Origin of the sequence: Levilactobacillus tangyuanensis (genome assembly GCF_003946545.1) — a bacterium.
In the GTDB taxonomy this organism is placed as follows: Bacteria; Bacillota; Bacilli; order Lactobacillales; family Lactobacillaceae; genus Levilactobacillus; species Levilactobacillus tangyuanensis.
Genome location: NZ_RHOA01000001.1, coordinates 206,204 through 223,290 on the forward strand (window position 1 = coordinate 206,204; position 17,087 = coordinate 223,290).

The 17,087-nt window shown below is 53.0% G+C and carries 14 protein-coding genes; 1 reads left to right on the forward strand and 13 read right to left on the reverse strand.

Features of this window, described 5'->3' with window-relative positions; all coding sequences use genetic code 11:
- Window positions 1-121 precede the first annotated feature (121 nt).
- The 6 genes from EKM96_RS00920 to EKM96_RS00945 all read right to left on the reverse strand — a co-directional run bounded on the left by EKM96_RS00920 (window position 122) and on the right by EKM96_RS00945 (window position 6,366).
- Window positions 122-1,450 (reverse strand): hypothetical protein, encoded by a 1,329-nt coding sequence (locus tag EKM96_RS00920; RefSeq protein ID WP_225417538.1) that lies wholly within the window; start codon window positions 1,448-1,450, stop codon window positions 122-124.
- Window positions 1,451-1,542: 92 nt separating this feature from the next.
- Window positions 1,543-2,739 carry a multidrug effflux MFS transporter gene (locus EKM96_RS00925; protein WP_125638443.1) on the reverse strand — a complete coding sequence of 399 codons (1,197 nt, stop codon included), beginning with the start codon at window positions 2,737-2,739 and terminating at the stop codon, window positions 1,543-1,545.
- Window positions 2,740-2,932: 193 nt separating this feature from the next.
- Window positions 2,933-3,595, reverse strand: a complete 663-nt coding sequence (locus EKM96_RS00930; RefSeq protein WP_125638446.1) for an ABC transporter permease — start codon at window positions 3,593-3,595, stop codon at window positions 2,933-2,935.
- 2 nt (window positions 3,596-3,597) lie between these two features.
- Window positions 3,598-4,527, reverse strand: a complete 930-nt coding sequence (locus EKM96_RS00935) for an osmoprotectant ABC transporter substrate-binding protein (protein ID WP_125638449.1) — start codon at window positions 4,525-4,527, stop codon at window positions 3,598-3,600.
- 10 nt (window positions 4,528-4,537) lie between these two features.
- Window positions 4,538-5,164 carry an ABC transporter permease gene (locus EKM96_RS00940; RefSeq protein ID WP_125638452.1) on the reverse strand — a complete coding sequence of 209 codons (627 nt, stop codon included), beginning with the start codon at window positions 5,162-5,164 and terminating at the stop codon, window positions 4,538-4,540.
- Window positions 5,161-6,366 carry a betaine/proline/choline family ABC transporter ATP-binding protein gene (locus EKM96_RS00945; RefSeq protein ID WP_125638455.1) on the reverse strand — a complete coding sequence of 402 codons (1,206 nt, stop codon included), beginning with the start codon at window positions 6,364-6,366 and terminating at the stop codon, window positions 5,161-5,163. The genes EKM96_RS00940 and EKM96_RS00945 overlap by 4 nt, the downstream gene beginning before the upstream one ends.
- 358 nt (window positions 6,367-6,724) lie before the next feature.
- On the opposite strand from EKM96_RS00945, the gene EKM96_RS00950 reads away from it, so the two are divergent.
- A complete protein-coding gene (locus EKM96_RS00950) occupies window positions 6,725-7,189 on the forward strand; it encodes a Rossmann-fold NAD(P)-binding domain-containing protein (RefSeq protein ID WP_225417550.1) in 465 nt (154 codons plus the stop codon).
- A 77-nt stretch (window positions 7,190-7,266) separates the two neighbouring features.
- Here the strand turns inward: EKM96_RS00950 and EKM96_RS00955 are convergent, their stop codons facing one another.
- The 7 genes from EKM96_RS00955 to purH all read right to left on the reverse strand — a co-directional run bounded on the left by EKM96_RS00955 (window position 7,267) and on the right by purH (window position 16,853).
- A complete protein-coding gene (locus EKM96_RS00955; protein WP_125638461.1) occupies window positions 7,267-8,496 on the reverse strand; it encodes an MFS transporter in 1,230 nt (409 codons plus the stop codon).
- Window positions 8,497-8,794: 298 nt separating this feature from the next.
- Window positions 8,795-9,742 carry a Dyp-type peroxidase gene (locus EKM96_RS00960; protein ID WP_125638463.1) on the reverse strand — a complete coding sequence of 316 codons (948 nt, stop codon included), beginning with the start codon at window positions 9,740-9,742 and terminating at the stop codon, window positions 8,795-8,797.
- Between the two features lie 152 nt (window positions 9,743-9,894).
- Entirely contained in the window at window positions 9,895-11,058 is a 1,164-nt protein-coding gene (locus tag EKM96_RS00965; RefSeq protein ID WP_125638466.1) for a MalY/PatB family protein, read from the reverse strand.
- Window positions 11,051-11,920, reverse strand: coding sequence for a DUF3737 family protein (locus EKM96_RS00970; protein WP_125638469.1), 870 nt, complete (start codon window positions 11,918-11,920; stop codon window positions 11,051-11,053). Before EKM96_RS00970 ends, EKM96_RS00965 begins: the two co-directional genes overlap by 8 nt.
- A 117-nt stretch (window positions 11,921-12,037) precedes the next feature.
- A complete protein-coding gene (locus tag EKM96_RS00975; protein ID WP_125638472.1) occupies window positions 12,038-14,104 on the reverse strand; it encodes a hypothetical protein in 2,067 nt (688 codons plus the stop codon).
- A gap of 12 nt (window positions 14,105-14,116) precedes the next feature.
- Complete coding sequence (locus EKM96_RS00980; RefSeq protein ID WP_125638475.1) at window positions 14,117-15,142, reverse strand: glycosyltransferase family 2 protein; 1,026 nt, start codon at window positions 15,140-15,142, stop codon at window positions 14,117-14,119.
- A 181-nt stretch (window positions 15,143-15,323) separates the two neighbouring features.
- Window positions 15,324-16,853, reverse strand: a complete 1,530-nt coding sequence (gene purH, locus EKM96_RS00985; protein WP_125638478.1) for a bifunctional phosphoribosylaminoimidazolecarboxamide formyltransferase/IMP cyclohydrolase — start codon at window positions 16,851-16,853, stop codon at window positions 15,324-15,326.
- Window positions 16,854-17,087 lie beyond the last annotated feature (234 nt).

Sequence of the window (17,087 nt, forward strand, 5' to 3'; positions counted from 1 at the left end):
TTAAACTATACAGGGTTCGGTATGGTTTTGAAAGGGGTATTTTCAGTGGTCGCCAGCGTGAAAGCCATTGTACAGCAAACAAAAACAACCGGCCCACCTCAAAGTGTTGACCGGTTGTCCCTTACTTATTAGGTGATTTTTGACTGAGGTGGAGTGCCGTTAATCCCAGTGAAATCAAGGTTAGCGGCCAACTTAAGCTGTAGAAGTACAGGTTGAAGTCGGCGGCACTGTGAGGATTGAAGAAGGCTAGCAGGTCGGTATGTGCATAGGTGCTGGCTGTTACCAACAGGGTAAACAGGGCGAGCTGGCAGAGGAGGCCGCCATACGTCGAAAAGCGGTACTTGCGGATAATAGCGCTGTCGGCGTTTAATTCCGGCAGGTCGTAGAGATTCTCATTGACCTGGGGGTTGTCATGACCAACGTACAGGGTGACCAGCAGGAGGCCAACGATGTACGTTCCCACCCAGGGAATCAAGAGGAGAACCTGCCCACAGATAGCGGCGAGTTCGCTGAGGGTGAGCTTTCCTGGCAGGGGCCGCCGCTCAAGCTTGGTGAAGAGAGGATGACCAAGTTCGAAGCCGATAAGGTAAATGCCAAAGGTGGCGTACATGCCCATCTTTCCAAGATAGAAATAGGCGAAGAACCCATTGAATAGTAAGACCAAGGTCATGATAAAACCGCGATTTAATAGTCGGAGCTTAAAGGTTGGCAGGGTCTTCCAATCGGCGGCCAGCTCCAGAATGAGAATGATGAAGGCCACCGCTATCGCGACATAGATCAACCAGGTTGGCAGGTTCAGTGTCGTCTTACGCAACGCCGTTAAGAGGGCGACGATGGCGAAGCCGATGACGGATAGGCCCCAACGCCAGGCCTTGGTGTGTTCTGGGTGGAGCGCCATTTCTGGATAGACCGTCCGCATGGGTTCCCGTAAGAGGAGACTGCCGGGGATGGCTGCGAGATAAAGTAACCCCAGCACGTCAAAGGAGAGCGTGTAGGCCAGGTGAAGTCCCAGGTCGGCGGCCACCATTAATCCCAGGAGGCCAAAGATAAGCCAGTAGAGGCGTTTCATTTTGAAGTGGCTGTAATGTTTGAGGTGGAGTTTAACGGTGAGAAAATACGGCCAGATGGTCGCGGCGCTGTAACCCCACAGCAGGCTGCCAATGACCAACCAGATAAAGTTGGTCGTGCTGGCAAAGATGAGGGCGCCAGCGGCCCCTAAGACGAGGCTGAGGGTGAGGTAGGTGACGGACTTCAGGCCCATCCGTTGGGTGTAGAAGATGCTGGCGGACCGGGAAATGTAGAAGGTCACCAGGGCGATCAACAGGGTGGTCGTATGTAATTGTTGATATTTCGCCATGATCAGCAGGTAGGGCAGGATTAGGCCGATGTTGGCCAAAAAGTTGAGAATCCCACCGGATAAATCGATGGCGGCGGACTTGAGTTTTTCCACAATGGGGACTCCTTTCGGTAACTTCATTTAGTAGTATACCAAAAAGCCGGGCCGATCCTCAGGTAGAGGACCGGTCCGGCGGCGATCATTGGTTATTCTTTAAGATTAATCGGCCGACGTTGGGCCAGTCTTAGGCGACTGAATATCAGCAACATCCCGGTACACAAGGCTAGGATGTACTCAGGCAGGGTGAGAATCTGACCATTGTGGAGGCCGCTCATTCCCCAGGTAATGGCACTGACCAGTAGATAATAGGCCAGGCTAAACCAACCGCTGGCACTGCCCATGACGGCCTCATAGCCGACTAAGGCGCGATTCAAGGCGTTAGGCAGGGTAATGTTGAGTCCTAGGAAGGTGATGAAGATGGCGAGAAGCATGGGCGTCACCAGCTGCCATTTGGCGGCCAATAGCCAGCTTCCGCACCCAACGACGCTGAGGGTTAACCCGCTCCAGGCCAATTGTTCGGGCGCCCACCAGGTGAGCAAACGATTGACGAGCACGGCGCCTAAGAGGCTGGCAGCCGCCAACACCAGGCCCAACCAGCCGTACTGCACGCTGGAAAAGCCAAAATGTGTCATGAAGATGAAGGGCGCCTCGGCGTAGTAGCTAAACAAGATTCCGTTAATGCCGCCAATCAGTAACCCATAGGTCCAGGCCACGGGATCTCGTAGCAATCGTAGACACAGCTGCAGGTGGCGTGGCCGCACGGGGGTGGCGTTCACCGGCTGGGTTTCGGGTAGTCGCGCCCAGGCGTAACCGCCGACCGCGACGGCTAAGGTGACGAGCGCCGTGAAGACGCTGTGGACACCCCAGTAGAGCTGTAAACAGCCCCCAATTAGGGGGCCTAACGCCGGGGCCAACGCCATGGCGGCGCTGGTTTTTGCAAAAATTTTGGCACCGATAATGCCGCTAAAGCTTTCGCGCATCATGGTTTGGGTAATCACGGACCCGGCACTCGCACCGAAGGCTTGGACGAGGCGGCTCAATAATAGCCAGTCAAAGGTGGGGCTCCAACTCAGGCCGAGGTTGCCGATGAGGTAAATGGCGATGCCGGCCAACATGGTGGGTCGGCGACCGAAGCGATCGGCGAGCTGTCCCCAGATAAGAACCCCGATGGCAAAGGCAATGAAGTACCAACTCATGGTGAGCTGGACCCGACTTGCGCTGACCTGTAGGGCTTTTTGTAGTTGCGGCAAAACGGGTGTGAAAATGGATTCGCTGATTTGTGGAAAACCAACGAGGGTGATGATCAGTCCCAGTGAGGGGGCCGATCGGTGGACGTTTTTCATGATATTTCTCCTTAAAAGTTATTCTGCGGAAAAACGTCCTTGTCCGTTTGCGGGGACACACGCCATTAATTTAGTTAAAGTCATTGGGCTGGTCACCCCTCTCATAGTAATCGTTCCACCATACGGGATTGCTTAAGACCTGTCAAGTCGATCAAAAAAAGCCGGAAAATTCCGGCCGGATGAAACCGTAAGTTTAACGTTCCGAAGAAGTCTTTGGCGTTAAGCGTTTTTCAATGAAGGAGAGGACCAGGTCGGTGATGATGGCCATCAATGCGGTGGGTAAGGCCCCCGCCAGGATGATGGCACCACCGTTGGTCGCATTGGTTCCACGAACGATGATGTCGCCCAGGCCGCCGGACCCGATGAAGGACCCGATGACGGTAATCCCGATGCCAATGACTAGAGCATTACGAATACCGGCAATGATGACGGCTAACGAAAGGGGAATGCGAATGGTCTTCATGATTTGTAACCGCGTCATCCCCATCCCCTTGCCGGCATCCAAGACGTCGGGATCGACGCTGATCATGCCGGTGTAGGTGTTCTTGATGATGGGAAGAAGGGAGTAGAGGAAGACGGTCACAATGACGGTCGTTTGCCCGAGCCCCAGTCCCAGCATCAGAATGGACAGCATTGCCAGCGAAGGAATGGTCTGAATCACGTTGGCGATGCCAATGATGGCGGGCGAGAGTTTCCGGTATTGAGAAATCCAGATGCCTAACGGAATGCCGACGATCGCTCCCAACAGGACGCCGTAGATGGAAACCAGGAATGTTTGGTTGAATTGCCCGAGGACGTACATCCCGTTGTGTGAAAAGTAGTAGACCAACTGGCTAAATAAATCCATGCCTTTCATGCCTAATTCCCCCCTTCGAAGTAGTTGTGAGCCTTCAGATAATTGTTGGCAACGGTTTGTGGTTCTTGGAGTTCGTCGTCAACTTCGTAGTTCAGGTGTTGCATGGTCTTCAAGGAAATCTTGCCGACCAAACGGTTCAGGACTGGTTTGAGTTCGGGATGCTTCTTCAGAATCGCGTTCGTGGCCACCGGGCTGGCATCGTACGGTGGGAAGAAGTCGCGGTCGTCCTTCAGAAGTTTCAAATGGTAACTGGCGACCCGGCCGTCGGTGGAGTAACCCAGGATGGCATCCATCTTGTTGGCCGATAGCGCGTCGTAGAGCAGGCCAACCTGCATTGGATAGACCGTGCCGAAGCTGTAGCCGTAGGTCTTCTGAAAGGCGGGATACCCGTCACCCTGACGGTTCTGCCAGATTTGGTCGATCCCCACCTTCATATTGGGGGCCATTTTCTGCAGGTCACTGACCTTGGTTAGGTGATGTTTCTTGGCGTAGTCCGCCTTCACCATCCAAGCATAGGTGTCGGCAAAGCCGTAAGACTTGAAGTAGGTCATCTGATAGCGATCGTTGAATTCACGCGTCACGATGCCCTTGACCTTGCTGGGATCGCGTTGGAACTTTTCATTCAGGACGGTGGTGAGGTCGGTTCCATAGAAGCGGATCGCCGAGATGTCGGCGTCACCGTTCTTTAGAGCGTTAAAGCTCACGTTACCGGAGCCTAAGTTGTTGATGATAGTCGAATCAAGGTTGGTGTAGTGATGAATCATGCCTTGAATCATGTAGGCCATAATTTGTTGTTCAGTTGTATTTTGTGAGGCAATCCGGACCGTTTGGTTGTTCGAGGCATTCAGCCCCGGTAGTCCGCAGCCGGCCAGTGGTAATAGGACAAGGGTTACCAACAGTCCGGCAAGCCATTGACGTAAGTGTTTTCGCATGACGGACCTCCTATCGTAGTTGTCGTGGGGAAACCAGCGTTTCAACCTTACCCAGTAGATAGTCGACGATGAGCGCCAACAGGATGACGGGAATCGACCCGCCAAGAATCAGATCTGACCGGTAGAGGTTGAGTCCGTTGAAGATGAAGTCACCCAACCCCCCGGCGCCAATGTAGGAAGCCAGGGTGGCCCAAGCAATGACGTAGGTGGCCGAGAGCCGGATACCGGACATGATAACCGGGGCGGCTAAGGGAATTTCGGCCTGAGTCATTCGTTGCCACCAGGTCATGCCCATGCCTTCGGCGGCGTCCTTAACCGTGGGCGACACGCCCTGCATGCCCAAGTACGTGTTTCGTAGAATGGGAAGCAGAGAGTAAATGAACAATGCGACGATGGCTGGGGTTGAGCCAATCCCGAAGATGGGGATCATCATGGCCAGTAAGGCCATGGCGGGGATGGTTTGCAGGACGCCCGCCAAGGAAATAATAAAGTTGGCGCCATGTTTCATCCTAGTCAGGAGGACGCCTAGGGGCACCGCGACAATGACCCCCAGAAACAGAGCGGCGGCGGAGATGTAAAGGTGCTGGCCCGTCTTACTCAGCAATTGGGTCCCGTAGGTTGCAAAGAAGTGCATCATTGTTGCGAGTCACCTCCTTCTTTCGTTGCCGTGGCGTGAATGTCCGCGTTGATTGGTGAGGCCGGCTTGTGATCGGATTCTGGAGCTCCTTTCAAAGCATCGTAGACGATATCGACCAGCGCCGTCCGGGTAACAATCCCGACCAAGCGTTTGTCCTTATCGACAACGGGGACGTTCTTAACGCCTTGTTTTAAGATACGATCAACCGTGTCGCCAATCAGGGAGTCGGCCTGAACGTAGAAGACGTCGTGATTGGTAAAGCTCTTGATGGGTGTCGTCACGTCGGTGAGTCGGTTGATATCGTTTAGGTCGACGAAGCCTTGCAAGACATTCTGATCGTTCACGACCAATAAGGTGTCGACTCGCCGGTCATGCATGCGGTCGATGGCGTCCTTTAAGGTTTCCTCCGGCCGAATTGAGGCGGGATGATCCAACATGATTTGGCTAACCGTTAAGATGTTCGGTTGGGCCCGAATCAGCCGTTCCTCACCGATCAGGTTGGTGACGAATTGGTTGGCGGGGTGCCGGAGAATATTTTCCGGCGTGTCAACTTGGACCTGCTTGCCCCGACTCATGATGACCACGCGAGTCGCCAGGCGTAAGGCCTCATCCATGTCGTGGGTCACGAAAATGAAGGTCTTGCCGAGATCTTCCTGTAGTCGTTTGACCAGGGATTGTAGGGATTCCCGCGTGATCGGGTCCAAGGCACCAAAGGGTTCGTCCATCAGGATGATGTCTTGGTCGGCGGCCAGGGCGCGGACGACCCCGATTCGTTGTTGTTGACCACCGGAAAGCTCGCCGGGATATCGCTGTAACATGTCATCCGGTAGTTGGGCCAGCTCGATCATCTTATGGGCCTGGGTGTTCCGCTTTTCCTTGGACCAGCCTAAAAGCTTGGGCACGATTTCAATGTTTTCTTGAATGGTCATGTGCGGCATCAAGCCGATGTTTTGAATAACGTAGCCGATGGACCGACGTAACTTAACGGGGTCCATCTTGGAAATGTCTTCGCCATCGATCTTAATCGTGCCGGAGGTCTGATCCAGCATGCGGTTAATCATCCGCATGGTCGTGGTCTTACCGGACCCAGAGGTACCGATGAAGGCGATGAATTCACCGCGGTCGACCTGAAGATTGAAGTCATCAACGGCGACTTTGCCGTTGGGATATTCTTTTCGTAAGTGTTCCATTGATAGCAGCATACTAGTACCTCCTAATTTCGCAGCCGGTAAAAACTGCTGGAATAAAAATAACGATCGGCGTGTCGGGAGCACACGCGTAGACGAGAGCAACCTGGACCGATCGTATTAACTGACTAATTTAAGGCATTATACATGAAATGATTAGCTAAATCAAAAGAAACCCCTTATAAAAATAAAAAGGGTTTTCTTATTTATAGACAGGACTTGTTGTCGTCAACTTAACATATCTGCCGGGGCTTTTAAACCGAAGTCCTTTAAAATGGCAAACTTTTTTCAAAATAGGGTTGCCTTCTAGTTACTGTAACCCACTATAATAATTTTCATGATCAAACGAAGGGAAGTTATTATCTTGAAAAGAGTGCTCATCATCGGGGCCCTGGATACCACCGCACAACGGTATGTGGACGACCTCAGTCATAATCAACAATTACAATTGACGGTCTACACCCCTAGTAGAGTCCGTCTGTCCGCGTCGATTCATGCTCTAACTGAAGAGACCTTGGATGAAGGCGGGTTAACGGCCGCCATGTTAGATCAGGATGTTGTCGTGGCCTTGGTGCCAACCATTCGGTTAACGGCCACGGTTAAAACGCTGGTAACGGCCGCCTCCGCCACCGGGACGCGGTCATTGATGATTAGCCGGACGGACGACATGGATGACTTGCCAGGCGAGATTCGGCGTGCTCGGCAGCAGTTGGCTAACGCGCAACTTCACTATGATTTCATTACCGGTTTGGGCGGTATCGGCACGCTTCTGGGAAGCACACCGGCTCCCGGCGAAGTCGTTCCCATCGACCCGTTCACTGACCAACAAGCAGGATAGAAGCGATTGCGACAAGTGTCGTGATCAAAAATAAGCGGGGCCATGACGATCGTCATGGCCCCGCTTTTGTTGTGCTTTTAAGCCGGTCGTAGTTTGCTGTGCCTGAGTTCGGGTACGAGCCACCAGATCATCGCCAGGTTGATGAGCATCAACATGGCCGTTGAGATAAAGACCGCGTTGTAGTTGAAGATCCCAGCAATCCAGCCCCCCAATAGGGAACCCATCATGTTACCGATGGATTGAAACGATTGGTTCCAGCTGAAGACGGTTGACGTCAACTCGATTGGTGAATTTTTGGTCAGGAGCGTTTGGATTTCAGGGAACAGCGCGCCATCGGAAATACCGATCATGAAGCGGAGAATCCCCAGCATCCAGACGCTGTGAACGAAGCCTTGGGGGAGGTACATGACCGTGGCGAAGATGTAACCAAAGATCAGGACCTTCCCGGAGCCATGCTTGTCCCCGTAACGCCCCAACCGAGGCGAAGCGAAGATGTTGGAAATCCCAGGTAACGCCGCGATAATCCCGGCCACCACGGTAATGGGGCCGACGTTATGCATCAGTTCCTTAACATAAAGACTGATGATGGGCGATATGGAAATATTCCCGAATTGCACGATTAAGGTGGAGGTTAACAGCACCAGAATTAATTTAGGCTTGGGAAAGGCGGCTAATGGATTCAGGCTCTTCTCGGAGGCTGGCTTGGTTGGAACGGGTTTGAACTTTTCTTGAACAAAGATCCAGCTGAGAACGAAGGTTAATAATAGTAGAAAGGCGGTGATGAAGAAGGTTAGCCGAATAGAGAATAGTTGGGCTAGGATCCCCCCGATCACCGGACCGAGTAACATCCCGCTGGTAACCCCGGTCATCAGGGTACTTAGAGCGGCCCCACTATGTTTCCGTGGTGTCTGGGAGGCAACCAAGGCCTGCGCGTTAGAAATGTAACCCGCGAAGACCCCTTGTAGGGCCCGCAGAGCGACTAACTGCCAAACGGTGGTGGCAAAGCCCATCAGCCCCATGGCGATAGCCGTCCCGAAGGAAGCCCGCAACAACATGAGTTTGCGGCCCTTCTTATCGGCAATCATGCCCCAGAGTGGGGCGGAAATGGCGCTGACAAAGAAGTCGGCGGCATAGACCAGCCCGGCGTACATGGTGACCTGTGACTTGCTGTAATCACCTAAACTACTAATATATAACGACAGGAATGGCATGATTTCACTAAACGCCATCCCTGCGACGAACGTACAAAACCAGAGAACTCGTAAATTACGGCGCCAAGGGCCGCGTTCTCTTTCAGCCTCGTCCAAAGTGGTTCAACTCCTTAAGATATGAATTGATTCGTGGAATTACCCAATGGTAATGCCCACTAATCGTTGTTTGATCGATATGGTAACCCCCCTAAGATACCCTCTTCATGCCGAACCGTCAACGTTACCTTAAAAAATGTATGCGCTCGCAATGGTTTAAGTAAAGGGATAGCGCCGCCTTTTGACAAATTATCTCAAATACAAATAATTCAATGATGCGATGATTTTAGGGGGCGGGCATCGTAACTGTCGAGACACAAAAGCGACCGACGTTGAGCCAGTCACTCGGGTTATCGAGTTAGTCGATGAGTTCGCCAGCGGCGATGCGTTCCAGTAACGAGCGAGAGGGGATGAAGAAGACGCAACCGGTCACGGGGGTACTAAAGTCGAGTAGGCGATCGCTCTTGGTAAACATGTTCGTGAGCATGCGTTGGGTGACCGCGAAGTGGCGGGCGTAGCCGATGAAGTAGGTCCCCCGGATATTGTCGGCCTCATTAATATAGGGAACATTCATCCGGACAATCTTGTGTTCAATGTCGTCTTGATTATCTTGGGAGGCTACGTTGTGCGCATTCGCTAACTTTTCGTCGTCCGTTAATTCCAGATCGTTGAATTTATGCCGACCGATGGCGGCCTCCTGACCACTGGTGTCGAGGTCGTCCCAGGCGTCTAAGTTGTGGACATACTTTTGGGCAAACGCGTAGGACCCGTTGATGAACTCGGGGTCTTCATCGCCAATCAGGGCATAGGGGGCGGCGTCACTTCCCGCCGGATTTTCGGTGCCGTCCACGAAACCAATGATGGCCCGGCCTTCGAAGTAGCGAAAGCCAGGGGTGGCATCGATAACGGTCGTCCAGTCACGAAGAAAGCGGTTGGTCTGATCGATCACTTCATAGACGACCGCCATTTCATTAGCCCGAATGTGGAGAAAGAGATCGCCTGCCGTGGCTGGAGCATTGTATTTAGGACCGGTGGCGCCGGTAAAGTCGTCCAATTCCTTGGGACGGTGGGCATGTGGAAAGAGCAGACGCCAGGCCGTGGCGCCAATTCCGAAGGCCACCTTGAGGTCGGCATCGGGGTACCGGACGGCCATGCTGCGTTCGATCGCCGCCAGTCGATCGGCAAATTCTGCGAGGGCATCGCGATCCTGTTCGAGATGTTCCCGGTCGATTAGGTAAGTTAGAAAGAAGACATTTTCGCCGGCGTCGCGGTAGACGTCTTGGGCATCAGCTGGATTAAGTGGCATTGATGAAGACCTCCCCATAAATTTGGTAATAATTATGCCCAAAGTATAGCATTCCCAGGCCAGGGTGGTGGCTGGCAATGCTTGTTTTTTCGCGACTGGGGACAAATAAAAACAGACCCCCGTTAGTTCACCTAACAAGTGTCTGCCATTAATTATTTTTGAAAGTTTTTAATGCCAGTTGCCAGTCGGTTGAGACCGTCTTGCAGGCGATCCGGTGGGCAGGCAACGTTCATCCGGAGATAATGGTCGCCATCACCGCCATATTCCGCCCCATCCGATAGGAATAGGCCGGTCGTGTCGCGAATGGCCTGGCAAAGTTTGACGGAATCGTGACTGATTTCGCCGCAGTCGATCCAGACGAGATAGGTTGCATGTCCGGTAATGACGTGAAGTTGGGGAATGTTTGCTGCCACAAACTTAGTCAGGGCTTGTTTGTTCGCCGTGATCGTGGCGTTTAAGGCGTGTACCCAATCGGCACCTTGCGTATAGGCTGCAATCGTGCCGGGGATGGCGAAGGCGTTGGGTTCGGCCAGTTCATCCGTGTTGATCCCGCGGTCCACGATGTTGCGTAGGCGTTCATTGGGGATGATTAACGTGGCGGCGTGCAGGGCGGCGACGTTAAATGTCTTGCTAGGTGAGACCGCGGTCACACTGAGATTGGCTGCCGTGTCACTAGCGGCGGCGAATGGCGTGTAACCGTGGCCGGCGTCCGTGATGTCCCCGTGAATTTCATCGGAGAAGACCGTGACGTGGTTGGCCGCGGCCAGCTCGGCAATTCGCCGTAATTCGGCCGGTTGCCAGACCTTGCCCACGGGGTTGTGCGGGTTACATAGGATCATCATGGTTGTCAGGGGCGCGGCCATCTTGGCAGCCAAATCCGCCCAGTTGATTTCATAGGTGCCGTCGTTATTTACCAGGTCGCTCGAGAGAATATGCCGACCATTGTTGATGATCGAATTATAGAAAATGTTATAAACGGGGGCCTGAATCAGGACGTTGTCCCCGACGTTTGAGATCCGCCGAACGGCTGAGGAAATGGCGGGCACGACCCCCGTCACGAAGCGCATCCAACATGGTTGTGGCTGCCAGTTGTGTTCGCTGGTATACCAGTGTTGGACGGCGGCGAAGTAGTCGTCGGGTACTTCCTCGTAGCCAAAAATCCCGGTATCGGCCTTTTGCTTGATGGCCTCTACGATGGCTGGTGCGGTCCGGAAGTCCATGTCTGCCACCCACATGGGTAGCTCGTCGGCGCCAACATCCCACTTAACGGAGTTGGTGTTCCGGCGGTCAATCATTTCTGAAAAGTCATTAGTCATTTGGGCTAGCCTCCTTGTCACCTGTGGTGATCGTTGTTTGGCTGGCATCAATCTGTGGGTCATCGAAGATGGTTTCACCGATAGCCGGAGCCGAAATCTTCCCATTGATCGGATTCTTAACGCTCGTGATTTGGGTGTTGATCGTGGCATCGATGTCGGAACAATATTCAAAGGCCAGGTTGGTATTTACCAGTGAACAATTTTTCATCGTCAGGTGATCAACGTAACATAACCCTTGTTCACTTTCAATCCAACAATTAACGAAGGTAATGTTTTTGGTGTTCCAGGCCAGGTATTCACCAATGATGGTTGAATCGTAAACGGTGACGTTGTCACAATTCCAGAAGGCATCGTGGGTGATGAAGGTGGAGTGATGCACCTCGACGTTCTTGCTGCCATCGAAGGCGTAGTTGCCGTTGATGGTTAGGTTATTGGCAACGACGTTCTCACTGTTCATGCCGAAGTAATCACCGGTGGCGGTGACATCGTCCAGTTGGACGTTCTGACACCACCAGAGGGTTTCACCGGCATCGGAGAAAGTGACGTCTTTCAAATGGAGATCGCTGGCGTGCCGGAAGGTCTTAGTGGCGCGGACACGGGTATGTTCCATGGTTAGGTCCTTGGTATACCAGATGCCGGCGTGGGCGTCCGGTTGCCAGGTCGTGTGATTGAGGGTGGCGTGGTTGGTGTACCACAGGGGGTACTTCCACTTGAAGATGGTGTGGTCAATGGCCAGGTTTTGGCCGTGCTTCAATGGTGATTCGCCGTCTTCAAAGACGCTATTGGTAATATGCAGGTCGTGGGCCTGAAAGAGGGCCCGTTCTCCGGTTAGGTTTGCTTGGTTAATAAGTTTTTTAGTCAAAAAAATAACTTCCTTTATTGGTTGGCTTGGGGTACTGGTCATAAGCGTCAAAATACGCTTCATGATCTAGTGTAGTACCCTCGAGTAACCTTAAGGCAAGTTATTTGAATAATTTTTTTAAATTTGACGGCGATACCAGTAGAAACGGTCGATAATTAACAGGCCACCAAGCCACAAAGCGCCGAACAGGAGCCAGAATTTTCCGTGTGACAGTACCGGCGCGATACTGCGTTGTTGAATGAAGAAGCGCAGGTATTGGTGGGGATGTTGGCGGATACCTTGTGGCAACAAGGCGTAGTTTGCCGGTGCCGAGATTAGCCGGAAAGGTTGGGCCCCGGTATTTTGCACCGTAATCGTGTAGCGACCAGCGGGCTGTAACGGAATGGTCCCTAACAGGTCAATCTGGTCATCGTGGGTTTGCCAGACCGTCTTACCCTGCGCATTGGTTAGGGTAATTTTACCCGCGACGGATTCCCCATTATTGATGACGAATTGGTCGAAGGGCAGACTGGCGGTGAACGGTTGCGAGACCTTTTGGTGTGGTAGCAACCGGTAATGATGGTTCTGGTAGTAGCGGCCCTCACCCTGGCTGATGACGCTGACCGGCTCGCTGTTGGAGTGGCTGATCAGTCCGGTGTTCTGCCAGGCCGCCACGCCCAGGATTAGGGTGAAGGCAACGCCCATCCCCAAGGGTAACCAGCGAAGCTGATCGGACTTGCGGAATAGGTTGAGTGGTTGCCGGTAACCAGCCGCGGTTCCAGCGATGAGTAACGGCAGGATTGGTAGGGCATAGCGTTCTTCCGTTTCCCAGAAGATGATGTGAAATGCCGCTAGCCCCAGAATGAAGAGGCCACCTAACAGGAAACTGGCGCTGATTCGGCGTCGGCGGAGTTGTTGAATTCCCCAACCGAGGTTGACGATTAACAGGGCGAGATAGTTCATTTGGCACCAGTTGGCCAAGAACCAGTCGCTGGTGGCGCGGTGTTGCCGGTACCAGTTAGGTGCCCGATCGAATTCAGGCGAGATTTGGAAGGCATCGAAGGTCCCCGTGGCCAAGAAGAGCTGGGCCTTCTTGAAGAGATGGCCCACGATGCCGGTGACGCCCAGCCGATGGAGGCTATCGGTCAGGTTTTGTTTGGCTTGCGCCTTTTTAGCGGCCTGAGTCGGTTGCTTGATAATCTGAGTGGCATCGGTTCGGTTGTACTGACCGTAGAGATCGGGATTCCAACTCATGGCGATCCAACTGACGGGTGGCAGGGCGGCACCATTGGTATGGTAGCCCTGTTGATGTTGGACGGACCGCATCAGGCTGGTTCCCGTGGCTAACGAGGCTAGAAGAATTAGGATTGCCAGGCTACGGGTAATGTTGGGTTGTGGTGCCCGGTTCTTTAGGAGCAGGAGGGCCAAGACCACGGCAATGATTAAGACGATGAAGTTAGCCTTTAGCAGATAGGCGCTCGTCACGATTAATCCCAGAATGATACTCCAACCCGTGATTTGCGGCCAGGTGATGGCATCTTGCAGTCGGCGGAATGCCACGAGGCTTAAGAGAACTAACGGCAGAACGTAGGTATCACTGTAGGTGTTTAGGGCGTAGGCGTATAGCGGAACAGTCCCCAAGATAATCATTAGAAAGAGGTTGGCGCGGACGATATTTAAGCGTTTTAGCTGGCGCCAACTGGCCCAAAGGCTGAGGTCGAGCCAGGCAAATTGAATCACGTTCAGCCACACACCGGTGTGCTCACCAAAGAAAGTTTGACCGAGCCCGAGGAGGCCACTGAGCAGAATGGTGAGGTTAACGTTGTTGGGATAGGTTTGAAAATAGGGGGCCCATTGATGGTTGCCGTGTAAGAGGTCCAGCGCCTGTTGGTGAACGAAGTAGAGATCCGCACGGGGAGCCGCCACCCAATGAACGGCCACCAGGATTTGAATCAGTAGAAGTAGCGCCCAGAGGCCACGGCCGATCCAATGATTCCGTCGATCGCTGGTGCGATGGAGTGCCCGAAAGGTCAGGCCGATCCCCCCAAGGTAGACACCGGCGCCGATCAGAATAACCAGTGGTGACAGCCAGTCGTGATCCACGCGAAAAGTCACTGGCAGCGCGAACGCTAGACCAGCGGCTACGAACAACATGAGACTGATTAGGCCACCGAGCGTGGCGAAAAGGTGTTGGCGAATTCGCATGTCGAGACTTCCTTACTTAATCGCGGAGTGCCGGTCGAAGTGTAATGTCACTGCGGCCGGTTGGGTCGTCGAGAATTTAGGTGAATAGGTATCTGTTTGAATGATGAAACGCGGCCGATGCTTAACTTCGGTAAAGGTACGACCGACGTACTCTCCAATGATGCTGATGGCGATGAGTTGAAAGCCACCAAGGAACCACAAGGAGGCCATGATGGAACTCCAACCGGTCACAACCGTTCCGTGGAGATGGGTCCAAAGAATCCAGATTAACATGGCTAAGGCCCCTCCACAGATGAGTAACCCGGCGTAAAGGACCGCGCGGATGGGCGCAATCGTAAATGAGAGCAGGCCATCTAGGGCAAAGCGCAACATTTTACGCAGCGGATACTTGGATGCGCCGGCTTGTCGTGGTTGGCGCTTGTAGTAGACCTTGGTGGACGGAAAGCCCAATTGTGGGATGATTCCCCGAATGAAGGGCTTGGACTCGCGACAGGCTAACAGGGCCCCGACAACCCGGCGACTCAGTAAGCGAAAGTCCGAGTGGTTGGGAACCAAGTCAACGCCCAGCTTGCGCATGAACCAGTAAAAGCCTTCGGCTGACGTGCGCTTGAACCAAGTGTCGGTTGACCGGTCGTTCCGTACCCCATAAACAATGTCACTACCGGCCTTGGCCTCAGCGACCATGGTTGGAATTAGGGTCGGGTCATCTTGCAGGTCGGCATCGATACTGATGGTGAGGTCCGAGTAGGGATGGGCCGTTTGTAACCCGGCAATCAAGGCGGCTTCTTGGCCAAAGTTTCGGCTGAAACGGACGCCGGAAAATAGGGCTTGTTCGTGGCCAAGCTGAGTGATTTGGGCCCAGGTTTGGTCGTGGCTACCATCATCTACGAAGAGTATCCGGCTATCGGTGGCGACCTCATGGTCAGTCATTAATTGCCGCAGAATTTTCCCCAAAATCGCTGCGCTAGTGAGTAGAACGGGTTCCTCATTGTAACAAGGAACGACGATGGTTAATCGTGGAATAGTTGTTTGTGTCATGGTGATCCTCTCCCCCAAAATTACCTGAATTAATCTGTTTATTAATTAATAATAGACGTAATTTAAGGTTAGTGGTCAGGGGTGACCCAATGTTTACCGATTTTTAAGGGGGATTAACTTTGATGATTCTTTAAAAAAACCGTTTCGGCGTGATGTTCCGAAACGGGCTTTTTGGCGTGCGCTAGTGGCGGAAGTGACGATTACCGGTGAAGATTAAGCTGATGCCATATTCATTAGCCATCGCAATAGAATCATCATCGCGAATGCTACCACCGGGCTCGGCAATGACCGTGATACCATGCTGGGCCGCATATTCGACACAGTCGTCCATTGGGAAGAAGGCATCGGATATCAGCACGGCCTGGTCGTAATCGGCCTGAACCTCGGCCTTGCCGACGGCAATTTTGACGGCATCGATACGGTTCATCTGGCCGGGGCCGATTCCCAATGTTTGGGTGGCCGAGTTGACCACGATGGCGTTACTCTTAACGAACTTAATCGCCTTTAAACCAAAGGTGACGGCTTGCAATTGTTCCGCCGTTGGTTGGGCATGGCTGACCACTTGGAAGTTGGCGGGGTCATCGTTGATGGTGTCGGGTTCCTGACGAAGCAGGCCCCCGCGAACACTCAGGACCTCATCCGCTTCGGGAGCCTGGGCCGTCGTAAAGTCGACGGTCAGTAGTCGAAGGTTTTTCTTCTTGGCTAGCACGTCGTAGGCATCGTCGTCGAAGCTTGGCGCGATGATGATTTCCAAGAAAAGATGATGCATCTTGGTAGCCGTTGCCAGATCGACCGGACGATTGAGCACGATAATCCCACCGAAGATGGACATGGAGTCGGCGGCATAACACTTATCCCATGCCGTTGTGAGGCTGGTTGCCGTGCCAATGCCACAGGGATTCATGTGCTTGAGGGCGACCACAGTTGGTTCGCTGAATTCGCGAATTAGGCCCAGGCCGGCATCGGCATCCTTAATGTTGTTATAGGACAGTGGCTTGCCATGGAGTTGCTTAGCGGCCGCGATTGAGAACGGTACCGGCTGGTCGGTTTGATAGAAGGTGGCCGTTTGCTGAGGATTTTCACCATAGCGCAGGGCCTGCTTCCGCTGGTAGGTGAGTGTCAATGTTTCGGGCTTGGCCTCATCGGTTAAGTAGTTGGCGATAACGGCATCGTAGTGCGCCGTGTGATGGAAGACCTTAGCCGCCAGGTGCTTGCGGAACAGGCGATCATCGGTGTGTTCAATCAGGGCTTGGCTGACCTGGTCATAGTCGGCGGGATCGCAGACGACCAGCACGTCTTCATAATTCTTGGCCGCTGCCCGGATAAGTGAGGGACCACCAATGTCGATCTGTTCCGTGGCTGCCGTTAAGGTCACGTCGGCCTGGGCAATGGTTTGCGCGAAAGGATAGAGGTTCACGCAAACCAGATCGATGGGCGCAATCACATGTTCCTGCAGTGTTTGGAGGTGGTCCGGATTATCTCGCCGGGCCAAAATGCCCCCAAAGACCCGTGGATTCAAGGTCTTTACCCGGCCATCCAGCATTTCTGGAAAGTGCGTGACTTCTTCGACGGGGATGGTGGGAATGCCTGCGGCGGTTAAGACGGCAAGGGTACCGCCAGTAGAAACAATTTCAAAATCCTGAGAGACCAAGGTTTGGGCAAATTCAACGAGTCCGACTTTATCGGAGACACTTAACAGAGCACGGCGCATGGTAGACCTCCTACTGATTTAGAATATTTAGGCTTATCATACCCGATTGTATCTGAACGATCAACGGGAACAAATTATAAATATTCGTATATTGGCGGTTTCATCTAAGGCCGACCAGTCAATCAGGTCAATTGCTAACAAATAACTTTATATTTAAGCGAAGTTGGCACTGATCGTTTATGATCCAGTCATTTTCCGTTTTGAGGCGGCCAAACCTGGATACGTGCGCTTGAA

What these genes read in the sequence shown, in the direction of transcription:
- EKM96_RS00925 (WP_125638443.1), bottom strand. Translation starts at nt 2,739, where the DNA reads ATGAAAAACGTCCACCGATCGGCCCCCTCACTGGGACTGATCATCACC.
- EKM96_RS00930 (WP_125638446.1), bottom strand. Translation starts at nt 3,595, where the DNA reads ATGAAAGGCATGGATTTATTTAGCCAGTTGGTCTACTACTTTTCACAC.
- EKM96_RS00935 (WP_125638449.1), bottom strand. Translation starts at nt 4,527, where the DNA reads ATGCGAAAACACTTACGTCAATGGCTTGCCGGACTGTTGGTAACCCTT.
- EKM96_RS00940 (WP_125638452.1), bottom strand. Translation starts at nt 5,164, where the DNA reads ATGATGCACTTCTTTGCAACCTACGGGACCCAATTGCTGAGTAAGACG.
- EKM96_RS00945 (WP_125638455.1), bottom strand. Translation starts at nt 6,366, where the DNA reads ATGCTGCTATCAATGGAACACTTACGAAAAGAATATCCCAACGGCAAA.
- EKM96_RS00960 (WP_125638463.1), bottom strand. Translation starts at nt 9,742, where the DNA reads ATGCCACTTAATCCAGCTGATGCCCAAGACGTCTACCGCGACGCCGGC.
- EKM96_RS00965 (WP_125638466.1), bottom strand. Translation starts at nt 11,058, where the DNA reads ATGACTAATGACTTTTCAGAAATGATTGACCGCCGGAACACCAACTCC.
- EKM96_RS00975 (WP_125638472.1), bottom strand. Translation starts at nt 14,104, where the DNA reads ATGCGAATTCGCCAACACCTTTTCGCCACGCTCGGTGGCCTAATCAGT.
- EKM96_RS00980 (WP_125638475.1), bottom strand. Translation starts at nt 15,142, where the DNA reads ATGACACAAACAACTATTCCACGATTAACCATCGTCGTTCCTTGTTAC.
- purH (WP_125638478.1), bottom strand. Translation starts at nt 16,853, where the DNA reads ATGCGCCGTGCTCTGTTAAGTGTCTCCGATAAAGTCGGACTCGTTGAA.